Annotated in this window: 21 protein-coding genes; 2 read left to right on the top strand and 19 right to left on the bottom strand. The window is 41.9% G+C overall.

Going from position 1 to position 22,737, the window contains the following annotated elements:
• Window positions 1–34 precede the first annotated feature (34 nt).
• Entirely contained in the window at window positions 35–661 is a 627-nt protein-coding gene (locus BMZ78_RS11760) for an FMN-dependent NADH-azoreductase (RefSeq protein ID WP_093230535.1), read from the bottom strand.
• 322 nt (window positions 662–983) lie between these two features.
• The gene (locus BMZ78_RS11755) at window positions 984–1,442 is read right to left on the bottom strand and encodes a MarR family winged helix-turn-helix transcriptional regulator (RefSeq protein WP_093230533.1); all 459 of its coding nucleotides are present in this window, start codon (window positions 1,440–1,442) and stop codon (window positions 984–986) included.
• A gap of 514 nt (window positions 1,443–1,956) precedes the next feature.
• Here BMZ78_RS11755 and BMZ78_RS11750 point away from each other — a divergent pair.
• Window positions 1,957–3,342 (top strand): UDP-N-acetylmuramoyl-tripeptide--D-alanyl-D-alanine ligase, encoded by a 1,386-nt coding sequence (locus tag BMZ78_RS11750; RefSeq protein WP_093230532.1) that lies wholly within the window; start codon window positions 1,957–1,959, stop codon window positions 3,340–3,342.
• A gap of 55 nt (window positions 3,343–3,397) precedes the next feature.
• Here the strand turns inward: BMZ78_RS11750 and BMZ78_RS11745 are convergent, their stop codons facing one another.
• From BMZ78_RS11745 to asnS, 11 genes are all read right to left on the bottom strand, one after another.
• Window positions 3,398–5,008, bottom strand: coding sequence for a multicopper oxidase family protein (locus BMZ78_RS11745; RefSeq protein ID WP_245739838.1), 1,611 nt, complete (start codon window positions 5,006–5,008; stop codon window positions 3,398–3,400).
• Between the two features lie 54 nt (window positions 5,009–5,062).
• A complete protein-coding gene (locus BMZ78_RS11740) occupies window positions 5,063–6,154 on the bottom strand; it encodes a sensor histidine kinase (RefSeq protein WP_093230530.1) in 1,092 nt (363 codons plus the stop codon).
• Window positions 6,151–6,846, bottom strand: coding sequence for a response regulator transcription factor (locus BMZ78_RS11735; RefSeq protein WP_093230529.1), 696 nt, complete (start codon window positions 6,844–6,846; stop codon window positions 6,151–6,153). Before BMZ78_RS11735 ends, BMZ78_RS11740 begins: the two co-directional genes overlap by 4 nt.
• A gap of 212 nt (window positions 6,847–7,058) precedes the next feature.
• Window positions 7,059–7,892, bottom strand: a complete 834-nt coding sequence (locus tag BMZ78_RS11730; RefSeq protein ID WP_093230527.1) for a sugar nucleotide-binding protein — start codon at window positions 7,890–7,892, stop codon at window positions 7,059–7,061.
• Window positions 7,893–7,904: 12 nt separating this feature from the next.
• Window positions 7,905–8,477 carry an ATP-dependent Clp endopeptidase proteolytic subunit ClpP gene (clpP, locus tag BMZ78_RS11725; protein WP_093230526.1) on the bottom strand — a complete coding sequence of 191 codons (573 nt, stop codon included), beginning with the start codon at window positions 8,475–8,477 and terminating at the stop codon, window positions 7,905–7,907.
• A gap of 180 nt (window positions 8,478–8,657) precedes the next feature.
• Window positions 8,658–8,900 carry a hypothetical protein gene (locus tag BMZ78_RS11720; protein WP_093230524.1) on the bottom strand — a complete coding sequence of 81 codons (243 nt, stop codon included), beginning with the start codon at window positions 8,898–8,900 and terminating at the stop codon, window positions 8,658–8,660.
• Entirely contained in the window at window positions 8,878–9,486 is a 609-nt protein-coding gene (locus BMZ78_RS11715) for a winged helix-turn-helix domain-containing protein (protein WP_245739837.1), read from the bottom strand. The genes BMZ78_RS11720 and BMZ78_RS11715 overlap by 23 nt, the downstream gene beginning before the upstream one ends.
• Window positions 9,487–9,625: 139 nt before the next feature.
• Complete coding sequence (gene recQ, locus BMZ78_RS11710) at window positions 9,626–11,776, bottom strand: DNA helicase RecQ (protein ID WP_093230523.1); 2,151 nt, start codon at window positions 11,774–11,776, stop codon at window positions 9,626–9,628.
• Between the two features lie 286 nt (window positions 11,777–12,062).
• On the bottom strand, window positions 12,063–12,284 hold the full coding sequence (locus BMZ78_RS11705; protein WP_093230521.1) for a hypothetical protein: 222 nt from the start codon (window positions 12,282–12,284) through the stop codon (window positions 12,063–12,065).
• A 329-nt stretch (window positions 12,285–12,613) separates the two neighbouring features.
• On the bottom strand, window positions 12,614–13,336 hold the full coding sequence (locus BMZ78_RS11700) for a DnaD domain-containing protein (RefSeq protein ID WP_245739836.1): 723 nt from the start codon (window positions 13,334–13,336) through the stop codon (window positions 12,614–12,616).
• A 191-nt stretch (window positions 13,337–13,527) separates the two neighbouring features.
• Window positions 13,528–14,835: an asparagine--tRNA ligase gene (asnS, locus tag BMZ78_RS11695; RefSeq protein WP_093230518.1), complete on the bottom strand. Its 1,308-nt coding sequence runs from the start codon at window positions 14,833–14,835 to the stop codon at window positions 13,528–13,530.
• Window positions 14,836–15,028: 193 nt separating this feature from the next.
• Here asnS and BMZ78_RS11690 point away from each other — a divergent pair, with 193 nt between their 5' ends.
• Window positions 15,029–16,141 (top strand): CapA family protein, encoded by a 1,113-nt coding sequence (locus BMZ78_RS11690; protein WP_093230516.1) that lies wholly within the window; start codon window positions 15,029–15,031, stop codon window positions 16,139–16,141.
• Window positions 16,142–16,234: 93 nt separating this feature from the next.
• On the opposite strand, the gene glnA is transcribed toward BMZ78_RS11690, so the two are convergent.
• From glnA to spoVK, 6 genes are all read right to left on the bottom strand, one after another.
• Window positions 16,235–17,572 carry a type I glutamate--ammonia ligase gene (gene glnA / locus BMZ78_RS11685; protein WP_093230515.1) on the bottom strand — a complete coding sequence of 446 codons (1,338 nt, stop codon included), beginning with the start codon at window positions 17,570–17,572 and terminating at the stop codon, window positions 16,235–16,237.
• Between the two features lie 50 nt (window positions 17,573–17,622).
• Window positions 17,623–18,021 (bottom strand): MerR family transcriptional regulator, encoded by a 399-nt coding sequence (locus BMZ78_RS11680; protein ID WP_093230513.1) that lies wholly within the window; start codon window positions 18,019–18,021, stop codon window positions 17,623–17,625.
• Between the two features lie 282 nt (window positions 18,022–18,303).
• Window positions 18,304–18,780, bottom strand: coding sequence for a DUF456 domain-containing protein (locus tag BMZ78_RS11675; RefSeq protein ID WP_093230512.1), 477 nt, complete (start codon window positions 18,778–18,780; stop codon window positions 18,304–18,306).
• Between the two features lie 32 nt (window positions 18,781–18,812).
• Entirely contained in the window at window positions 18,813–20,081 is a 1,269-nt protein-coding gene (locus BMZ78_RS11670) for a methionine gamma-lyase family protein (protein WP_093230510.1), read from the bottom strand.
• 32 nt (window positions 20,082–20,113) lie between these two features.
• Window positions 20,114–21,409, bottom strand: coding sequence for a GTPase HflX (gene hflX, locus BMZ78_RS11665; protein ID WP_245739834.1), 1,296 nt, complete (start codon window positions 21,407–21,409; stop codon window positions 20,114–20,116).
• Window positions 21,410–21,412: 3 nt separating this feature from the next.
• Window positions 21,413–22,387 (bottom strand): stage V sporulation protein K, encoded by a 975-nt coding sequence (gene spoVK, locus BMZ78_RS11660; protein ID WP_245739833.1) that lies wholly within the window; start codon window positions 22,385–22,387, stop codon window positions 21,413–21,415.
• Window positions 22,388–22,737: the final 350 nt, after the last annotated feature.

Raw genomic sequence — 22,737 nt, 5'->3', positions numbered from 1 at the left:
TGACTCTTAACCTTTTGAGTCAGCCCCATTTTATTTAAAACTCGGCTGCCAATTTTTTTGCTTTTTCAATTCCTTCTTGAATAATCGCTTCACTTCGTTCTGGATATTGATTATGCCCTTCCACAATGACAGATTGAACCTCTTGCACACCCAAGAAGTTCATGATCTGTGTGACATAATTCGCTGCCATTTCTCTAGAGGCCATCGGTTCTTCTGAGTACACGCCCCCTCTGGCATGAAGGATGGCCACTTTTTTATCTGCAAGCAAGCCAACAGGTCCTTCAGGTGTATAACGGAACGTTTTACCTGCTTGGCACAAATAGTCCAGGTAGTTATGCAAAACGGCTGGAATGGTAAAATTCCACATAGGGAAAGCAAAAACGACTTTATCTGCTGCCAAAAACTGATTTAGATACGTTTGCACAAGATCCGCTGCTTTCTCTTCTTCAGGAGACAGTTCCAGGCCATTCGCCAGTTTATACATACCATTAATCATATCCAAATCATAATAAGGGAGTTTTTCTGCAAAAAGATCCAGCTCTACGATTTCATCTTCTGGATGAACATTTTTATATGCATCCAAAAAAGCATCATATAACTTTACACTAACTGCTTGTTCGAACGGACGAGGATTTGCTTTAACGAATAAAACGGTACTCATTGCGATTCCTCCATTTACTGTTTTAGTTATGGTTGCATCGAGTGGTGAAGAAACCCTTTTTTTTACATTGCAAAAATCTCTACATTAAGAGAAATGAAGTAATAAATATTGGACCGAGATATCCTTCACCAATTAGTTTAAATTTGTTTATCTTTAATTTAAGATAATGGAATAAAAAGAATAAGTCAAGACTTAGTTTTAAACCTTCGATTGTTTAATAATTCCATCTACCTTCATTTGAGCTATGGATGAACTATCAGATGACTCCTTTTCCAGTGAGCAAAAATGAGGACAATATGGAAAAGGAGCCTTGGGTACACCGTCAACATTCTGAATGATAACTCTTTTGTGCTGCATATCCCAATTTCTTTAACAAATCTGTAACCACTTCTTTCTCCTGTTCATCCAATCCGCTTACTGCTTGTTGGATCACTGCTTTATGCTTGGGAAAAACACTGGCAAAAAACGATTTGCCTTTCTCGGTTAATTCCGCATAGATCACACGTCGATCCTTGAGACAAGGTTTTCGCACAAGCAAACATTTTTTCTCCAATTTATCTACCACATACGTAATATTTCCACTGGATATTAAAATCTTTTCCCCGATTTGTTGGAGAGGTTGCGGACCTTTATGATACAACAAATCCAATACACCAAACTCTGTCGGATTTAATCCATAACGCCTGATATCACGTGTGACATGAGCATTAACCCAGTTATAGGCTCGTGCCAACACAATAAATAACTCAAGCGAACAATCTTTTTCATGGATCTCAGACATGGAGTTCAACTCCTTGCTCTTACTATTACCTGATGTATCTTAAATTTAAGGTAATAGGAGAAGACTGTCAAACAAATACTCCCTTCTCAGTCATAACACTAATTATTGGCTATTTACTTCAAGTGATTCGAACACATACTAAGATCCAAAAGAGGCATCAACAATTGAATCAAGGAAGGGAGGTTTACAGGAATTAACTTTTCCTGTTTATAACATGAGTACATGGACGAGTTATTTTTGGATATTCATTTTTATTGTTCCTATTGCAGTTGTAGCCTTATACCATTTTCTTACCGCTAAAAGCAAAAATAAATGAAAAAAATCCAAAGGCTGACCCAAAAGCGTACCGATTCATAATGAGATCCCAAAAAATGGCCCGTATCCCCATCAAAGTGGTACGGGCCATAAAATTAGGCCCTTACCTAATCCCCTTTTCCAATCAACTGAATATGATAACACAGACATCAACTCAAGCCCTTTGATTGGTTGATCCAGCCGTTGGGGAGGTACACACATGAAAGCCATCACTCTTGGAAAATTAGCACAAATAATAGAGGGGCAAATCCTCTCCGGACGTCGGACACTTCTGGTTCATTCAGTTAATTTTGCCAAACCCAAACGATTAAAAAAAGAGCAGGTTTACTTCTATTCCAAAAAAGTAAACTGGTCCAGACAGCTCAAAGCAATCCGCCAGATAAAACCGCTCGCGGTAGTCCTCCCTCTCGAAGCATCTGCATCAAGCATTCCGCATGGCATCGGTATCATTAAAGTAAGAGATCCATTTGCTGCTTATTGGAAATTAGCTCACTGGAATTGGCGTCAACACGCAGTCAAAGTAATCGGAATTACCGGAAGTGCAGGTAAGTCTACAACAACAGCAATGGTCTCATCCATTTTGCGTTCCAGATGGTCTATGGTAAAAACGGAAGGGAATTTAAATACATTTACCTTCTTACCAGATTACTTGATCCAGTTAAAACCTCATCACAAGCTTCTCTTACTGGAAATGGGTATGAAATCATTAAATAACATTAAAAAGCAATGTCTTATTGTAAAACCTCACATTGGTGTCGTTACCAACGTCGGAGAAGCACATGTCGGAAGCTTGGGAAATTTAGATATTGTCGTCAAAGCGAAACAAGAGATCATTGATGGAATGAGATCCGGAGGAATTCTATTTTTAAATGCTGATGATCAACGCTCCCGGAAGCTAAATGTACAGAATTTTATGGGCCAAGTGAGAACATTTGGCATCCAACATCGTGCACACATCCAAGGGACAAATGTCCGATTTGCCAAAAATGGAATGAAGTTTGAGGCATTGATCAAAGGTAAACGATATCCTTTCTTTATCCCCACATTCGGAATCCATAATGTATATAACGCTTTAGCTGCCATTGGTGTAGCAAGAGCGATGGGAATGTCTATTGGAGAAATACAAAAAGGCCTTGCCCAGTTTCGCACTCCTAAAATGAGACTGCAACTCCTTCGCAGCCAGTCCAATCGTCTGATCATTAATGACGCATGGAATGCCAATCCGACCGCGATGATTGCAGGACTTCAGGTCTTGAGGCATCTGACTCGTCAACGACCTGCTGTCGCAGTATTAGGCGATATGCTTGAATTAGGACGTTTAACTTATCCTTCACATAAACGTGTAGGGAAATATGCAAGTCAACTCAAGTTAGAACAGCTGATTACCATCGGGAAAAATGCCCGCATTATTGCAAAAACAGCGATCGCTAACGGAATGGACAAAAACAAGGTCAAAATTTGCTCTTCACATGGTGAGGTCGTCCGCCATCTCCTACGTGCACCTAAAAATGCCATTATTTACTTTAAAGGTTCCCGTAAGTTGCATTTAGAAAAAATAGTAAAAAGATTGAAGAACCATGCTTAATAATAAAAGCCGACTTACCAGGAATGGAAATCGGCTTTTATTCTTTCATGCTTATCTATTCAGATGTTTTGTTCCGGTCCGCACGATAGGAACCTTTATAATCTTGATAATTTACATCTGTCATCATCCCTGAAGCAGCATGATGCAAGTCATGACAATGGAACATCCAATGACCAGGATTATCAGCTACAAACATAATCTCGTACTTTTCCCCAGGTTTAAGAACGAGTGTATCTTTTTTGATTTGTCCTGTTACTGGCTTTCCATTCTTCGCTAATACATCAAAGAAATGCCCATGCAGATGCATCGGATGATCTGATTTTCCTTCATTGATCAAGGTTACTTTTACTTTTTCGCCTTTTTTCACAGGGATGGGATCTGTATTGGGCCATGTTTTTCCGTTAATGGTATAGACTTGTTCTCCATTTTGTATTGTTGAATTCAGACGCAGAGTATAAGAAGAATCAAAAGAAGCTGTTTTCTCTTTTTCTGCTACATAGTTAGCCATATTGAGTACAGGCAATGGATGATGATCTGCCTGTTGTTTGGAAGATGTACTGCCTTCTACCTGAACGGGAATCACCAGGGATTTTGCTCCGGCTGTTTTTTCATGAAAATCTATCGCAAAACTTTTGTTACCGGCTACAAAGCCCAGATCGTATCTTTCTCCAGCTCCGATGGAAACGAGTTGGTCTTTCACTGTTTTTGCATTCTTAATGGCATTTCCGTCTGTAGAAAGTACACGGAAGGATTGATCTTGCAAATGCATGTCGTGTGTCAAATAGCCTGCATTGATGATGCGCAATCGAACTTTTTCCCCTTTTTTCACTTTGAGTGGTTGAACCAGTGAGCCGGATTTGCCATTCACTGAATAGACATTGTACATTTGTTTCATCATTTCATCATGATCCATATTGGGCATTTTGTTATGTGATTCTGAGTGATTTTGGCTGGAACTCGAGTGGTTGTTCATATTCATTTCAGAATGATTCTTACTCGTGTTCATCTGAGAATGATCCATCTGGGAGTGGTTCATCTGAGAGTGGTCCATGGTTTGATTCCCTTTTCCTTGCCATTCATCCAAAATCAGAGTATATTCACGGTCAAATTTTTCATCCTCTTGCTTGGGCAACACAACAAAAGCTCCATATAATCCTTGATCTACTTGGTTGGAACTATCGAAGTGAGAGTGATACCAAAAGGTTCCCGGAACAGTTGCTTCAAATTCATAAGTAAAAGACTTGCCAGGTTCAACAGGATCTTGGGTCATACCAGGAACTCCATCCATCGTATTGGGAACCGGATATCCATGCCAGTGAATGGAAACAGGCTTTTTCAACTGATTTTTTAAATGGACCCGAACTTTATCACCTTGTTCCACTTGAATGGTTTTCCCTGGAACGCTTCCATCATAGGTCAATGCATTTACTTGCAAACCATCAGAAATCTGCCACTTTGTTTCCTTAGCGGTAACCGTAAATTCTTTTACGGTCTTTCCGTCTTTATCTTTCATCACTTTAGGAGTCTTCAGCATATTCTCTTCTACCTGACCCATATGCTGTGTGTGTTCACCAGGAGAAGTATTTGTCGCACTACAGCCCGCAATCGCCAAAGTGGATATGAGTAGCCAGGCACTATTCTTCATCATGCGCTTCCATTTCTTCATCTCAATTCCTCCTCGAACAACTTCATCTTGATCATAAGGAGGAATTGTGAAGATCTAATGAAGATGATCATGAAAACTTTTTGGAAACTGGATCGTCACTCTGGTCCCTTTATTTTCCTCACTTTCAATCCAAATGGTTCCCTGATGTGCTTCCACTAGCTTTTTTACGATCGTCAAACCAATGCCAGCTCCCCCGAGACGGCGGCTTCGCGATTTGTCCACGCGATAGAACCGTTCAAATACTTTGGACAAATCCGTTCTTGGAATACCGATCCCAGTATCCTCCACGACAAGGAAAATGTGCTCTTCTTTTTCCTGGATTCGGACGGTTACACAACCTCCCTTAGGAGTGAATTTAAGCGCATTTGATAAGAGATTCATGACAATCTGCACCATTCGTTCCGGATCCGCTTCCATCCAAAGGGGTTGATTGGTATCGATTCGAAGCGATACACCTTTTTGTAAATAAGCTGCTTCCATTTGATTGACACTTCTTTGGACCATTTTCAAAAGATTGATCTTTGAGATGGATAGTTGAAATTCAGGGGATTCAAGTCGAGTCAACTGATGCAAATCATCCACCAAATGAATTAACCGTTCAATTTCTTCATAGCATGAATGAATACGCTCTGGTGTGGGTTCCCAAATCCCATCCTCAAATGCTTCCATATGGCTTTTGAGCGTGGTCAGTGGAGTGCGAAGTTCATGAGCAACATCAGCCGTCAAATTTTTACGCAACAGTTCTTGCTGTTCCAACTGCTCCGTCAGGTGATTTAAAGCTCTTCCCAAATCAGCCAGCTCATCTCGCCCCTGAATTTGCACACGTTGTTTCACATTTCCTTGTCTGATTTCTTCAGCCACCCTTCTCATTTCAATGAGCGGTGCTGTAATTCGTTTGGCAATATAAAAACTGACGGTCACCGCCAGGATCAACGAACCAGCCGTTGTCCAGATAATGGATTGGATCAGCGCCATTTCAAAATGATGATTAAGGGCCACCATCTGTGAATCCAATATGGGTGCCTGTTCTTGATATTGCAAAAAATGATAATGCGTTTCGATCATCAAGACAATCGCGGCAATGAAGATCACAACAGAAACCATGCCGATAAATGTAAAGGCCAAACGTGCATATAATCCCCTCATTTGGCGTCCTCTCCATGAAATCGGTAACCAAACCCATATACGGTTTGAATGTATGCAGGATGTTTTGAATCGGTTTCAATTTTGGCTCGTAAATTTTTCATATGCTGATCAATGGTTCGTATATCGCCCTCAAAGTCAAAACCAAACGCTTTTTCAATCAATTCTTCTCGCGAAAAAGCTCGCTCTGGATGCCGGGCCAAAATGGACAGCAATCGATACTCCATCGGCGTTACACTGACTGATTTCCCTTGTTTCCAAACTTGACGTTTTAACGTATCAATGACCAAATCACCCTGATTGAAAGAAAGATAATCAGCCAACAGTTCATCGGAACTCGAGCGACGAAGAACGGCTTTGACACGGGCCATCAATTCCCGTGGACTGAACGGTTTCACTACATAATCATCGGCTCCCAGAGACAGCCCTTGCACCCTGTTTTCTTCATCCACTTTGGCAGTCAGCATGATAATAGGTACAGACGAGAGCTGGCGAACTTTCTTACATACCTCTTCTCCGGATAAATCAGGTAACATCAGATCTAATATGATGAGATCAAATGGTGAGCGACGAATCCATTCCAAAGCCTGTTGGCCTGAAGCAGCTTCTTGTGTTTGATATCCTTCTTTCTGCAAATAGGATAAAACCACTTCTCGAATCTTCTTTTCATCATCAACGACAAGAATTGACTTCATCTCATTTACACCTCTTCTCTTGTTCATCCATCTGTTTGGACCAATAACGAAACGGACTTCCAGCACAACTTCGGATTTTCCATATCTTCTTTTATATCAAAAGAAAAAGGCGGTACCCTAATGGTATTCGCCTAAATTCGCTTACGCATCTATTTTTTTATTGTATCAAATGATCATGCTGAACATGTAAACGATCGTCTTAACGTGACGCATTATTTTTGGCTTCCTGCTATATATTGAAATACATCCAGACAGGTCATTTCCCAGTTGATCCGCTTTGGCAAAAGAGCAAAATAAGCAGTTTTATTCTTTGACTCCGGAAAAGGAACTGTACAAAGTTTGCTATTTTCCGGACTATATATTTGTAATATTTGTTCAATCAATTTACTGTGCGAAATCCAATCAGTTGTAGCGACATGGTATACACCATAAAAATCTTCATCTGGCTTCATGAGCATTTGTACAACAAACTTGGCAATGGTCTCATCCGTAATCATGTTTACATATAGATTATGAAATCCAAGAAATTTCCCATCCTCGCAATTTTGCAAACAAATCCTCATCATTTTTTCTGGATCAGGGGTCATTACAAATGGAAGACGCAAAATGACCAGCTGTCGATCTAACAATTGCGAAAGTTCACGCTCACAATCTGCTTTAAAACGGCCATACTCACTCTGCGCTTTTACGGGATCAGATTCAGCATGTGGTTGACTGAAATCATCATCAAATACATTCCCTGTTGAACAAAAGATCAATTTTCTGCCTTTTTCTTTTACATATCGAGCCAATCGCTGATGCGCATTCATTTGCTGTCCGAAGTCCCCTCGGAGGGCTGAAAATACAATATCCGGCTCCACCTGTTGCAAAATGGCACCTAAGCGTTCCATTTCTCCGACATTCCATTCAAAACAATGGGTTACCGGCAGATCACAGCCATGGGATTGATAAGTACCATACACCTCAAAGCGGCCATCATCCGAACAAATCTCGGCCATCTTCTTCCCAACAGTACCACTTATCCCTAAAATCAGTATCTTCTTCATATTCTTTCTCCGTTATAGCACCTGATCAATGAGTCCATACGCTTTGGCTTCTTCAGCGGATAAGAAAAAGTCCCGTTCTGTATCCTTTGCCACTTTTTCAATGGATTGCCCTGTATGTTTGGCGATCAGTTCATGAATCATTTCCTTCGTTTGCAGCATACGCCTGGTTTGAATCTCAATGTCGGTTGCTTGCCCTTTGCATCCTCCCCATGGTTGATGAATCATTACCTCGGCGTGTTTTAAAGCGAGCCTTTTTCCAGGTGTTCCACCCGTCAATAGAATTGCTCCCATCGAAGCGGCCATTCCCACACAAATGGTAGATACATCTGGGGAGATATATTGCATGGTGTCATAGATCGCCATTCCAGCAGTGGTTGAACCGCCTGGTGAATTGATATACAGATAAATATCCTTTTTAGGATCCTCAGCAGCTAAAAATAACAACTGTGCCACAATCAAATTGGCCATATCATCTTCAATGGAACCGCTGACAAAGACAATGCGATCCTTTAGTAGGCGTGAATAAAGATCATAAGCCCGTTCGCCACGATCCGTCTGTTCCAATACAGTCGGAACCAATTTCATATGAAACGCTCCTTTTTTATATGAAATTCAAGTTCATCATACAGCTTGTTGACAAAGTTTCTGTTATATGCTGGTTTGTCAACAGCCTCATCATATCTATTGTAAAATCGGCATATTCCTCCAGTTTTCTATTCATGATCCCAAAAAGAAACCGACTCCAGCTTGCCTGATTCTTGAATACTATGAAGCCAAAACCATTGCTTCCCCATTCATCATCGCCCGAACCCGACCAAATCCAGAAGAAACCTGCGTTATTTTCACAGGTAAGTGATTTTCCTTCACTTCTACGGTCCATGTCGAACGAACCGGCAGTTCTTTCGTATCCATTTTGGGATGAAAAGGAATGACATTACTTGCCGGTCTGTTTTCGCCTGAATTCTTTTGCAACCGTTGATCCTTTTTACTTTGCCTTTCTCGAGCCATCTTTCTCTTCCTTTCCAGGATGGGGATAAACAGCCAATACCACCTGATAAGCGTTGCTCGCTTCAGAAGACTGATATTTTGCAGCCAGCTGCTTCAACATGGCTACATACTCCTGAACAAACGCCTCACGTTCATCTTCATTTCGCAAATATACCTGGGTTTGCAAGGTAGCACTAGGAATGGTTTCCCCTTCATCCGACTGATCCATGAGCGCTAAGGCATCTTTCCTGATCTGCTCACTCGTATAAATCAGATGGGCAAGCGCATGCTGATCTTTCACTTGCTGAATGGCTTCAGGATGAATACCCAGTGAATCTGACAAAATAAAGGCACGCGCCACCGCCTGATACAAAACTTCAACCAGGTTTTTTACCTGTCTGGTTCCTACTTTCTTCACCAACCCTACTTTTTCCAATATTTTCAAGTGATAGTTAATGCGTTGCGGTTTCTCATTCATTCGGCGTGCCACTTCTGCTGCAGATGCTGGTTCGCTCAATTGCGACAAAATTTCTCCCCGGATGGGATGGAGGACAGCAGAGGCCTGTTCAGGCAATTGGACAAGATAGGCTTCCATGATTTCTGTCACTCGATATCACTCCATAAAAAAAATAACTATCGTACAAATATATTATTACGTAATTTTTTTGTTGTCAATAATTCCTTTTATCTAAATAAAAGTAAAAAAACACCCTATCCATCAGGGTGTAAATTTCGCATGATGCCGTTCACTTTTTGGCTACCATCTGCTGTCTGCGGGCAATAACCGCTTTAATGGCAAAATAACTGACTTCTTCCGGCAATGCTTCTTTAATGGGTTTCAGTTTATGTGCACCCAGTTTATCAATGGCTTGTTCAATCATTTCTTCATATTGGGGAGGGATATACTCATCCCATCGAATCGGAAATCCTTCCACATCACAGCGAAAGAGATGGTCTTGGATTGTGTGGATATGGAGCTGCCTTTCATTCGCTATTTCCTCCAATGTTTTTCCTTGTTGCAACATCTGGTAAGTAATGATGTGGCTTGCCATATTTTCTTTCTGCCCGGACTGGGCAGGGACTAATTGAAATTTCTGTACATATTCCTGAATCACTGGCAAAAAGTGTTTGCCATACCGTTCATACTTATGAGTTCCCATTCCTTTGACTTTGAGCATTTCCTGCCTGTTTTGCGGCAGCAGCTCACACATCACTTTGAGGGTACTGTCATGAAAGATCATATAAGGGGGCACTTGTTCCTGTTGCGAAATCTCTTGCCTTAACTTGCGTAACGCCTCAAACAACTCTTCGCGCGGGGATTGGGTACCGAGTGCAACTTCTTTTGTTTTCAATCGGCGATGGATTACTTTTCTTTGCCCTTTGAGCACTTCTATCGCTTTTTCTGTTAGTTTGGCAACTGGATATGCAGAAGAAGAATATACAGTTTGGATATAACCTTCTGCGGCCAATACCTGACACAATTGATAAATCTCTTTTTCTGTATGCTCTTTCATCAAACCATATGTGGGCAGACGGTCAAAACCAAACTGTTTCACCTTTTGCGATTTGGACCCTTTTAAAACTCGAGCTACGAGTGACAATCCAAACTTTTCACGCATGCGTTTGATACAGGAGAAAATTTTCTGCGCTTCTGTCGTCAGATCGATCATCTCTACTTGTGCATCCTGACGATATTTTTGACAATTACTGCATTTGCCACACGTTTCTTCACTTTGATCATCAAAATAATGAACAATGGTCTGCTGCAAACATTGTTGGGTCAGGCAGTAATTTTTCATCTCCTGTAATTTCTTCAGCTCGTATTGCTTACGTTCTGGAATTAAATCCGATTGTTCGATCAAATAGCGCTGGATATGAACATCTTGGGGATGGTAAAGCAAAATACATTCGCTCTCTTCCCCGTCCCGACCGGCCCGTCCTGCCTCTTGATAGTAATTTTCCAGGTTTTTGGGCATATTGTAGTGAATCACAAAACGAACATTGGATTTATCAATACCCATGCCAAAGGCATTGGTGGCGACCATCACTGAAATCCGATCAAAAGAAAACTGTTCCTGTATTTGGTCCCGTTCCCTTTCGTCCATTCCAGCATGATATCTTCCGATACAAAAGTCCAGATTGGAAAGATATGTATACAATTGATCTACATCTTTTCGGGTGGCACAATAAATGATCCCAGCTTGGTTCGGATGCTGACGCAGATAATTTACAATATAATCCCGCTTGTCCAAACCATGCAGAACGGTAAAACGTAAATTCGGCCGTTGAAAACTCGTAATTAAAACATGGGATGGAGGGATCGACAAGTTGTCCAAAATATCTTGTCGTACCAGCTGGGTAGCGGTAGCGGTAAGTGCCACAACAATGGGTCGTTTCGGAAGCTGATCAATCATTTTTCCTATATGTAAATAACTTGGGCGAAAATCATGCCCCCACTGTGAAATGCAATGCGCTTCATCCACAGCTACCAATGATACCTGAATCGATTGGAGTAATGAAAGAAACGAATCTGATTCCAAACGTTCGGGTGCGATATACAGGATTTTAACCTTTTCTTCTTTGGTCTTGCGAATCCGTCGCTGAATCTCTTCGAAGCTCAGAGAGCTATTGATATAGGTAGCAGGAATTCCCAGCTGTTTCAGAGCATCCACTTGATCTTTCATCAACGAAATCAAGGGAGAAATGACAATGGTAACCCCGTCTAACATCAATGCCGGAATCTGATAACAGATCGATTTTCCCCCACCCGTTGGTAAAATTCCCAGCATATCCTTTCCTTGCAGAATCGACTCAATGAGTTGCCGTTGACCATGCCGAAATGAAGAATAGCCATAAATCTGCTTCAACAGCCTCTCCGCATCTTTGATTGCAGCCAATCTGTTACACCTCTTTCACCCCAACCTTCTTTTTCTATCATATTGGATCTTCTATCATTTTTCGAGAAAAACTATTTCCTCAGTCTGTTGACAAAGTTTCATTATATGCCGGTTTTCCTTTTCCGTTTCACTCCCGTTGCTTAAAAACGAGCAAGAAGTCGTTCAACTGGAAAAGGAAAACCGGGTTTATAGAGCGGCCTCAATTCCCCTTTTTTTGTCATAAACACACAAAAAAATCGACTTGCCTTCGGTGAGCAAGCCGAATTCCATTGAGAAGCCTATCACTTCAATAAACCTGGCCACAGCATTCGCAGCGACGAGGTGCCCCCAACATGGAAAAAGGGCTGTTACTCCATTGGATTTTTTCTTGCTGATCCTGAGCACCGGTCCCCACCAGTGACCAATCAAAACCAAAATTTTCACCCGGCCGAGAATGGAGCCATCCACAGCCCGTTTTCTCATCGTCTTTAGGATGAAACCAGCCGAATCCCCATAAAGTCGGTTTCATGTGATCACCCCGCCCCCTTTATAAAAAATCCATTTTGACACCCATAATTTATACATATGTATCATCAGAGAAATCATGTCAAAATCAATCCATATTTCTATCAGCTTGTTGACAAAGTTTCCGTTATATGCCGATTTTCCTTTTCCGTTTCACTCCCGCTCTATAAATACGAGCAAGAAGTCGTTCAACTGGAAAAGGAAAACCGGGTTCAACTTTACTGTGGCTTACATATCCTATCTCATCGGATGATGATCTTGATAGACAATATAATCAATAAAAAAACCCTAGCAATCATACTGCTAGGATCTATGTGTTCATTCTATGAAAAATCACTCTTGATTTACCCAGTTATAAAAAGAGAATGCTGGCTTCGCACGCTGGCTCTTCTCTGTTGACTGGTATAACATTCCCCTTTGTCTAAATTTTCTAGAATATTCGATCGCTTGCTCGACGGTTTCAATCTGGTTTTGTTGCCATTCTAATAGAATGCGATCAATATAGCGAATACTCATTTTCCCGCAAAAAATGGCTTCTCTTAGAGCCGCTTCAATCAATTCCTCTTTATAACCGTCTACATCAATCCATTGAGCTAATGTTTCACACTCCCACGGAGAAAGCGGACGACCAAACTCCTGTTCAAACAGATGGAAAATGTTTTCATAACTGTTTTCCTGTTTCTCCTCGGTTTCATTTTGTCTTTCCATATAGGAGATAGCCAACCGTTCGAACAAAGGGGTTAAACAGTAACGCTCTGAGTGAAGACCGCTTTCATTCACTTCCTCTTCAATTTCCAACAATCCACTACGGACCAATCTTTCGATGAGCTGAATCAGCTCATCCGCTGTTACATTCATCCGTTCTTCCAGTTCGTTGATCGTCGGAAATGTTTTATGTTCTTTTTCCTGATACAAATAAAGATGAATGAGTAGCATCACTTCTTTTTCGGAAAGACCCAAACGCTTGTATTCCTTAAACAGTACAACCGGCAATGCAATGGAACCCTCTTGGAGGAGATGAACCAGTCTAGTTTGCACTACTTTATTCTGTTCCATGTTCATCCTCCTTTCTCAATCTATAACTATATCATTGATTGCCTGTTTAGAAACAGACTTGAAAAATAAAAAAGCATGAGAATTAACTCTCCGGTTTGTTGACAAAGATTGCGTAAAAAAGAGACATGCATTTGCATGCCTCCAAAAACAGATCAAGGAATGGTCAATCTTTCCCCTTAAATCATCAACGATTATGGGTACAATCGGTTCAACATGCGTGGGAATGGAATGGTTTCACGTACGTGTTCCAGTCCACAAATCCATGCAACCGTTCTTTCCAAACCAAGTCCGAAGCCAGAGTGTGGCACCGAGCCATATTTGCGCAAATCCAGATACCATGCATAAGCTTCTTTTGGCAAGCGATGGACTTCAAAACGCTCTGCCAATAACTCTGGGTCATCAATCCGCTGGCTTCCTCCGATAATTTCACCATATCCCTCTGGAGCAATTAAGTCTGCACATAAAACCACCTCGGGACGGTTGGGGTCCGGTTTCATATAAAAAGCCTTGACTTCGGTCGGATAATGGGTAATGAATACAGGACGGTCAAAGCTTTCAGCGATTTTGGTTTCATGTGGTGCGCCAAAATCATCTCCCCACTGAAAATCGGAGAAACCTTCCCTATGTAACAGCTCAACAGCTTCATCATACGTAATGCGTGGGAATGGTGCTTTTACCTTTTCCAAGGCGCTGAGATCCCGACCGAGTGTTTTTAATTCTGCCTGACAATGATTCAATACATGATCTACAATATGAGCCACTAACTGTTCCTGGATTTCCAGATTTCCTTCATGATCGACAAAAGCCATTTCCGGTTCAATCATCCAGAACTCGATGAGATGACGACGGGTTTTGGATTTTTCTGCCCGGAATGTAGGGCCAAACGAATACACCCGGTTCAATGCCATCGCTGCTGCTTCCATATACAACTGTCCACTTTGGGTTAAATAAGCATCTTCATCAAAATATTTGGTGTGGAATAAATTGGTTGTCCCTTCACAGGCTGATGGAGTCAAAATGGGCGGATCAACCAATGTAAACCCTTGTTGATTCAAGTGATCCTGAATCGCACGGATAATCTCGGCACGAATCTTCAAAATAGCCCGCTGTCTGGGTGAACGAATCCATAAATGGCGATGATCCATCAGGAAATCGACACCATGCTCTTTTTTCTGAATGGGATACTCTTCGGCTAACTGAATAATCTCCACCTTGGTTACATCCAGCTCATAACCACTGGGAGCCCGTTCATCGGCCCGCACTACACCCCAAACATAGAGCGAGCTTTCCTGTGTCAATTGTTTGGCTGTTTCCCACACTTCCGGCTCTACCTGATTTTTCACCAATACTCCCTGGACAAATCCAGTACCATCTCTTAACTGTAAAAACTGGATTTTTCCACTGGAACGCTTGTTGTATAACCATCCGCCAATTTTGATCTCTTGACCGACATGTTCAGAAATACGATCAATTCTTACCAACACGTGTGTAACCCCCATCCAAAAATCAAGCTAAATTTGATTATACCGTCATCATTCAAAATGAGTCAATTCTAGTAACAATCTCGAAAAAGATAGCCATGACAAACAAAAATATTCTATGATATTTAGGAAGCAAATAATATAAAAAAATTTTATTTATTATGGGAGATGATCTGTTCTGAAAAAACTATGGATCACGATACCGTTCATTATGGTACTCACCCTGGTTGCCTGGTTTTTCGACTTCTTTGGCCTGTTTCAAACCAAACCGGTGAAGCAAGAGCCGAAAACTTCACCAAAGCAAACAGGACCCAGTCGGGTACAGATAGCAGCTTTTGGCGATATCATGATGCATGACTGGCAAATCAAAGATGGGGAAAAAGAAGATGGCTCCTATGATTTTCACCAGTTCTTCACCAAAATCAAACCTTATCTTACTTCACCCGATCTGGCAGTGGGGAATCTAGAGTTTACCTTGCGTGGAAAAAAGCCATATACCGGTTATCCGCACTTCAATGCTCCTGACGAGATCGTGGACGCATTAAAGGATGCCGGAGTCGATGTGGTCAGTACCGCAAACAATCATGCCATGGACACAGGTGCGGCCGGTGTCAAACGTACATACAAAGTAGTCAATGAAAAAGGAATCAAAACAGCGGGAACTGCTCCATCTGCTGAACAAAGGAAACCGACGATCGTAGAAAAAAATGGCATTCGCTTTGCATTTTTAGCCTACACAGAGACAACCAACGGCATTCCTGTTCCTGAAGATTATCTGGTCAATCGAATCGACTTAAAGCAAATCAGGAAAGACATTCAAGAGGCTAAAAAACAGGGAGCCGAGTTTGTGGCTGTCTCCCTTCATTTTGGTGAAGAATATCAAAGAAAACCAAATGAATATCAAAGAAAAGTAGCCAATCAAGTGCTAAAAGACGGAGCCGATGTCATTTTGGGCAACCATCCACATGTTTTACAACGGGTAGAAAAAGTGAAAATGGACGGGAAAGAGAAACTCATTATTTATTCCATGGGGAATTTCATTTCCTATCAAGTGAAAGAACATACCGATGAAAGCGCGATCATTTACTTTGATGTCGTAAAAGATCCAGCAGCCAAAAAAGTACAAATCACCCATGTTTCTTTCTTGCCTATCTATACTTACAAAAAAGGATATCATGTCGAAGTTGTACCGATGCCTTCCGAAACGCCAGCGTCATTGGATGGCTATGAGGGACTGACAGAAAAGAAATGGAAAAACGCATATGAAAATATTGTTGAAGTGATCAATGAGAAGCAAAACTTCCCGATTTATGAAAAAAAATAACGGACAAGCCCAGAAATGGAAAAACCCCCTCCGGCTAACTGTGTCAGTTACACAGCTAACCTCGAGGGGTTGTCCAATTTTAACAGACTCATATTAATACAATGACATGTATTGTTCACGTTCCCATGGATGAACCTGTGTACGGAACATATCCCATTCAATTTCTTTCGCTTCGATGAAGTGAGCCAATGCATGTTCGCCCAATGCCTCAGAAATAACGGGGTTGTTCTTCAGTTCTTCAAGGGCCTCAGCCAAGTTGGCTGGCAAGTTTTCAATACCCGCATCTCTGCGTTCTGTTTCATCCATCACATAGATGTTACGATCCGTTTGTTTAGGCAGTGGCAATTTATTCTTGATTCCATCCAAACCAGCTTTCAACATAACAGCAAGCGCCAGATATGGGTTGGCAGATGGATCGGGACTACGTACTTCAATCCGTGTGCTCAGTCCACGAGAAGCAGGAACTCGCACCAATGGACTACGGTTTTTTGGAGACCATGCAACATAACAGGGTGCTTCATATCCTGGTACCAAACGTTTATAGGAGTTAATAGTTGGGTTGGTTACCGCTGTAAATGAACGTGCATGTTTTAAAATTCCAGCCAGGAAATGACGAGCCGTTTCGCTTAAGCCCAATTCATCATTTTCATCATAGAAAGCATTCACATTTCCTTTGAAGAGAGACATATGACAGTGCATGCCAGAACCGTTCACACCAAACAGCGGTTTTGGCATAAAGGTTGCGTGTAAACCATAGTTGCGGGCAACGTTTTTCACAACCAGCTTAAAGGTTTGAATATTATCCGCTGTGGTAATCGCATCTGCATATTTAAAATCGATTTCATGCTGGCCAGGCGCAACCTCATGATGGGATGCTTCTACTTCAAAGCCCATTTTATCCAGCGTCAAAACAATATCACGTCGGCAGTTTTCACCTAAATCAAGAGGTGCCAAGTCAAAATATCCACCTTGGTCATTGAGATTCAGGGTTGGCTCGCCGTTTTCATCTGTCTTGAACAGGAAGAACTCTGGCTCAGTTCCAACATTGAATGCGGTAAAGCCCATATCTTTTGCTTCTTTCAATACTTTTTTCAGAATGCCACGTGGATCCCCTTCAAATGGTGTACCATCCGGATTATAAATGTCACAGGTGATACCTGCTACTTTTCCCAAATCATTGGACCAAGGATAAATGACCCAAGTATCGAGGTCAGGATATAAGTACATATCGGATTCTTCAATGCGTACAAAACCTTCAATCGAAGAACCATCAAACATTATTTTGTTATCCAATGCTTTTTCCAATTGGCTACGTGGGATCTCAACGTTTTTAATGGTGCCCAGCAAATCGGTAAACTGAAGACGGATATACTGAACATTTTCCTGTTCGGCAATACGCAGGATATCTTCTTTCGTCAGCTTTTTTGGCATTTGATGCTCTCCCCTTTACTCCAATTTCTTTAAGCCATTGCCGTTCACACCTAGTGCCGGAAGAAGCGTGAAAGCTCTCCATGAATCAGATGCGTTTGTCCTGGGCGGGATGGAATGATCAATTGTTGCTTCAACATACGACGCAACTCTTGCTCGGACATCTCCTGTTTGACTTTCTCCACTTCTTTTTTCGCCTCTAGCACCTGCTGCGATTTTAACAATACCTCTTTAACCCCGGCGATATTTACACCTTTTTCCATTAACGACTTGATTTCCAGTAATCGATCCACGTCATTAAAGGAAAAAAGCCGTTGATTCCCACTCGTCCGCGATGGACTGATAAGTCCTTGTTGTTCATAATAACGAATCTGACGCGGGGTCAGCTCCGTCAACTTGGTCACGATCCGCATGGGAAATAAAGGCATATTTCGCCGGATCTGGTCTCGCATCGCAGCTCTCTCCTTCCTCTTACTCAGAATGGCTTACTTGCTCTTATTATATACATATGTCACATTTCATGTCAAGCGATGTTAAGAAAGATGACATAAAAAATGAAATGGTATTGGGTAGACTAAAAGACGTTTATTTACCCTCCAAAAATATCGAATCGAAACCAAATCCGGATATTGTCAGCGTTTTCATTTTGCATTTATCATGTTTCATTTTTCCGAGATCACATAAAAAAAGAGTTTATTCTCCGGTCACTTATCCGAAGAATAAACTCCATTCATTTACACCACTTTCCATGCAAACCAGATCAATACGCCTGTAACGACGACCAATTTGAATAACGTACTGAAGATCAAGGTAAAAATACTGCTCAAACTGATTTTAAAAGCTTCTTTTGCTGTTTTGTTCAAAAGCATTTCAATCACAAAAATCAAAGCCATCGGAACCAAGACAATCGCAATGGGACCAAACGGGATCGAGACAATCATCCCGATGATGGAAGCCCAGACAGATATATTGGAGCCACCATACTTTTTGGTCAGGTATCCCTGAATCACAAAGTCACCAAGAATAAACAGTAACGTCATACTATGTACGGTGATCCAAAATCCCCAGCCCAAATCGACTTTATCGATGAAAAAGTGATAAATGACAAACCCTGCCCAAAAAAACGGCATATCTGGCAACACAGGCAAAATAATCCCAATATATCCAAGCACAAACAAGGCAATGACGATGATCCACCAAATCGTTTCCACCCGATTCCTCTTCCTTTCCTCTCCCCAACTGATTATCTATCAATTTTTCCTGTCTCTATCATGCGATCAACAGCCTGAATCAGGGCAATTTTTACATGGGAATAGGTTAGCCCACCTTGCAAATAAGCAATGTACGGCGGCCGAAGTGGTCCATCCGCAGATAATTCGATACTTGCTCCCTGAACAAATGTACCTGCTGCCATAATGACAGGATCTTTGTAACCCGGCATCGGGGCAGGAACAGGTGCAATATGAGCATCCACAGGTGAACCTGCTTGAATTCCTTGACAAAATGCCACTAAAAGGTCTGGGTTACCCAAGCGAACCTGTTGAATGATATCGGTTCGAACTTCATTCCATTTGGGTGTCGTATCAAAGCCGATCTCTTCCAAAAGAGCAGCAGCAAATACAGCACCCTTCAATGCCTCGCCGACCACATGAGGAGCAAGAAAAAGACCCTGGTAATAATCTCGCAAATATCCAAAAGTGGCGCCGCCTTCCAAACCGATTCCAGGCGCGACCAGGCGCGCTGCCGCCTTTTTCACCCATTTTTCTTTACCAGCGATATATCCTCCTGATTTGGCCAGTCCACCACCTGGATTTTTAATCAGAGAACCAGCAATGAGATCTGCACCTACATGAGTTGGCTCTTTATCTTCAACAAATTCGCCATAACAGTTATCGACAAATACGACAAGATCCGAACGAATTTCACGGATTTGTCCAATCATCTCGGCAATCTGGCTGATGGTAAAAGAAGGCCGATCGGCATAGCCACGTGACCGTTGAATGCCCACTACCTTCGTTCGATCCGTCAAGAGAGATTGAAACGTGGCAAAATCGACGGAACCATCAGGCAATAGCGGAATTTCTTTATAGCGAATGCCATAATCCATAAGAGATCCTGATCCGTCTGATTCCGTTCCAATCACTTGCTGCAGGGTATCGTAGGGCTTTCCACTAAGATAAATCAGTTCATCTCCAGGACGCAGCACACCATACAAACAGGCTGCTATCGCATGAGTACCCGAAATGATATGGGGGCGAACCAAGGCGAGTTCCGCCCCAAACAGGTCCGCAAAGATCCTCTCAAATACTTCTCTACCTACATCATCATAACCATAGCCTGTGGACGATTGCAAATGATATTCGCTGACTCCATGCTGGCGAAAAAAGTGCAAAACTCTCCACTGATGCTCATCCACTTGCTGTTCAATGCGCCGAATTTCGGGTGCGATTCTCTGTTCGATTTTTTCCACTTTCTCTTTAATCCACAAAGGGTGGTTCAACTGCTTGTACACTTTGTAACACCATTTCTACGATTGAAGTTTGATTAATAATGCCTCTGAATACATGCTTTTAACTCAGGCGACAACCTTTCATAATTTTCTACAGAAAGCCGTAACTGCAGTTGCATCGTGAGTCCTGTTACTTTGGAACTGAGTACTTCTGCTGACTGATAAAGGGTCGAAATCCAGTCCCCTTTTTCCACCGGGATTTCTGCCTGTCCCCACAATTCCTCTTTTGTTAACATCTGTCCCAGTTTTTCTTTGAGTAACATGAGATCCTCATCATTCCAGGCAGAAATCATCAGTTTTTCCTGTTGAGAATACAGCTGGACAAAATGGGCATCGGACGATTCGATCAAGTCCTTTTTATTGAATACAACAAGGACAGGCAGATGGGCTGCTCCCAAGTCGCTTAAAACTCTTTCGACCGTTTCCATCTGCTCGCTCGCTTCTGGATGGCTTGCATCTACCACATGGATCAACAAATCGGCTTCTTTCACTTCTTCCAAAGTAGAGCGAAATGCCGCTACCAAGTCATGTGGCAGATGGCGAATAAAACCAACTGTATCGGTCAACAGTACCTGCTTGCCCCCTGGCAACTCCAACAAACGTGAAGTGGGATCCAAAGTGGCAAACAATTGGTCTTCACTTAGCACATTGGCTCCTGTCAAACGATTTAATAAAGTCGATTTTCCAGCATTGGTATAACCAACCAGAGCTACTTGTGTCAGGTTATTTTTCTTCCTTCTCGCCCGGTATAAAGCCCGATGCCGCTTGATTTCAGCCAATTCTTTCTTTAATATTCGGATTTGGCGTCGAATGTGTCGACGATCTGTCTCCAATTTTTTCTCTCCAGGTCCACGGGTTCCGATTCCGCCACCAAGTCGGGATAAATCTTTTCCACGTCCCGTTAAACGAGGCAGTAGATATTCCAATTGTGCCAACTCTACTTGCAAGCGTCCCTCTTTTGTTTGGGCACGCTGCGCAAATATATCCAAAATCAACTGCGTTCGATCAATGACTTTGCAAGGCATGATTTTTTCTAGATGATTGACTTGAGCTGGAGATAATTCCTGATCAAAAATAATCAGGTCGACTTCATGCTCAGTGGCAAGCCGAGCCACTTCTTCCGCTTTTCCTTTTCCAATAAACCATGCCGGGTCATTCCGGTCACGAAATTGGAGAACAGTATCTACAACCATCGCTTGTGAAGTTTCCGCAAGTCGCTGAAGTTCAGCCAATGACGAACGCAATTCCCATTCATTTCTCTTTGATCCACATCCTACCAATATGGCCTTTTCTCTCAATCCGTTCGTTTCGATGTTGGACCATCCTTTCAAATTTTATCCTTTCTCATTATACCATGAATAAATTCTTTGTTTCTCTTCGTGATGATGAAATCTCAAGTCTTCGCCACGAATGGTCATTAATTCCTCCTTGGATGTATAACGCATATGTAGCAATCGAACAGCCTGGTTTCGAATCGCCTGTTCCACGATATTTCGAATATACCGGGCATTGCCAAATGGCTGATCCTGAACAGCCAACTGTTTTGACAAATGATGTCTGAGTTTTTCCTGTGCTGTCAAAGACAAACGATATTGCCGTTCCTGTAACATATTTTCTGCAATAACCATTAACTCATCAAGAGAAAAATCTGTAAAGTGAAGCCGGATCGGAAAACGGGAAGGTAAACCGGGATTCGTGTGCAAAAAATGCTCCATCTCCTCCACATATCCAGCCAAAATCAAGATAAAATCATTACAATAGTCTTCCATCGATTTAACCATGGTATCAATCGCTTCTTTACCAAAATCCTTTTCACCACCACGTGCCAGTGAATAGGCTTCATCAATAAATAAAATCCCACCCAAAGCCTTTTTTACATGCTCTCTGGTCTTTTGCGCTGTATGACCAATATATTCGCCCACCAAATCTGCCCGCTCCACTTCCACCAAATGCCCTTTCGACAAAACTCCCATTTCACGAAAAAGCTCAGCCAAAATACGGGCCACGGTTGTTTTTCCAGTTCCGGGGTTTCCTGTGAACATCATGTGCAAAACCTGTTGATCCGCACTGAGACCCACTGCACGCCGACGCTTGTTAATCTCTAGCCAGGCATAAATCTCCTTTACAAACTCTTTTACTCCATTTAAACCGACCAAATGATCCAATTTATCCAAACAGGCACGTAAAGGCCCAGGCTCATCGATACAAGACAAGGCTGGCACTTGCTCCATCCCTGATCTGCAGTGTTCCCTTTCAAACACCACATGAATGCGATTCTTTGCCTCTTGCATCAGAACGCGTTTGCTCATCAAACTCCCCCTTGGTACTAACTCCTTGCTAAAGTATACGCAACCGCCCAAAAGATGGTGTCTTTTTCCCGCAGATTGTTAACAAAGTTTCGGTATTGTTTTGGAACCGTTTTCTTTCTCTGTACCAGCTTTTTTACCAAGATGATTGTTCGAACGTTAATTTCTTTGCAAAGATCATTCAAATTTTTCCTAAAAAAAGGCCTTACTCCAAAAAAACATTAGAATTATAGATATTTTTACATTTTAGTACTTGCATTGACCCATTGATCGGCTTATAATGATTATAGAATTTTGTTAATATATGATTAGTTATCTTAATTCCCTATAGTCTCTATTTATCCAAGTAAATG

The sequence above is a fragment of the Thermoflavimicrobium dichotomicum genome (genome assembly GCF_900114055.1).
Lineage (GTDB): Bacteria > Bacillota > Bacilli > Thermoactinomycetales > Thermoactinomycetaceae > Thermoflavimicrobium > Thermoflavimicrobium dichotomicum.
Note: the sequence above shows the minus strand (reverse complement) of the source record. Positions and strands in the feature narration are given on the sequence as shown.

Bases quoted from the DNA above. Each gene is read 5' to 3' on its own strand.
- BMZ78_RS11760 (WP_093230535.1), bottom strand. From the start codon at position 661: ATGAGTACCGTTTTATTCGTTAAAGCAAATCCTCGTCCGTTCGAACAA.
- BMZ78_RS11755 (WP_093230533.1), bottom strand. From the start codon at position 1,442: ATGTCTGAGATCCATGAAAAAGATTGTTCGCTTGAGTTATTTATTGTG.
- BMZ78_RS11750 (WP_093230532.1), top strand. From the start codon at position 1,957: ATGAAAGCCATCACTCTTGGAAAATTAGCACAAATAATAGAGGGGCAA.
- BMZ78_RS11745 (WP_245739838.1), bottom strand. From the start codon at position 5,008: ATGAAGAAATGGAAGCGCATGATGAAGAATAGTGCCTGGCTACTCATA.
- BMZ78_RS11740 (WP_093230530.1), bottom strand. From the start codon at position 6,154: ATGAGGGGATTATATGCACGTTTGGCCTTTACATTTATCGGCATGGTT.
- BMZ78_RS11735 (WP_093230529.1), bottom strand. From the start codon at position 6,846: ATGAAGTCAATTCTTGTCGTTGATGATGAAAAGAAGATTCGAGAAGTG.
- BMZ78_RS11730 (WP_093230527.1), bottom strand. From the start codon at position 7,892: ATGAAGAAGATACTGATTTTAGGGATAAGTGGTACTGTTGGGAAGAAG.
- clpP (WP_093230526.1), bottom strand. From the start codon at position 8,477: ATGAAATTGGTTCCGACTGTATTGGAACAGACGGATCGTGGCGAACGG.
- BMZ78_RS11720 (WP_093230524.1), bottom strand. From the start codon at position 8,900: ATGGCTCGAGAAAGGCAAAGTAAAAAGGATCAACGGTTGCAAAAGAAT.
- BMZ78_RS11705 (WP_093230521.1), bottom strand. From the start codon at position 12,284: ATGAAACCGACTTTATGGGGATTCGGCTGGTTTCATCCTAAAGACGAT.
- BMZ78_RS11700 (WP_245739836.1), bottom strand. From the start codon at position 13,336: ATGGAACAGAATAAAGTAGTGCAAACTAGACTGGTTCATCTCCTCCAA.
- asnS (WP_093230518.1), bottom strand. From the start codon at position 14,835: ATGGGGGTTACACACGTGTTGGTAAGAATTGATCGTATTTCTGAACAT.
- BMZ78_RS11690 (WP_093230516.1), top strand. From the start codon at position 15,029: ATGGTACTCACCCTGGTTGCCTGGTTTTTCGACTTCTTTGGCCTGTTT.
- glnA (WP_093230515.1), bottom strand. From the start codon at position 17,572: ATGCCAAAAAAGCTGACGAAAGAAGATATCCTGCGTATTGCCGAACAG.
- BMZ78_RS11680 (WP_093230513.1), bottom strand. From the start codon at position 18,021: ATGCGAGACCAGATCCGGCGAAATATGCCTTTATTTCCCATGCGGATC.
- spoVK (WP_245739833.1), bottom strand. From the start codon at position 22,387: ATGAGCAAACGCGTTCTGATGCAAGAGGCAAAGAATCGCATTCATGTG.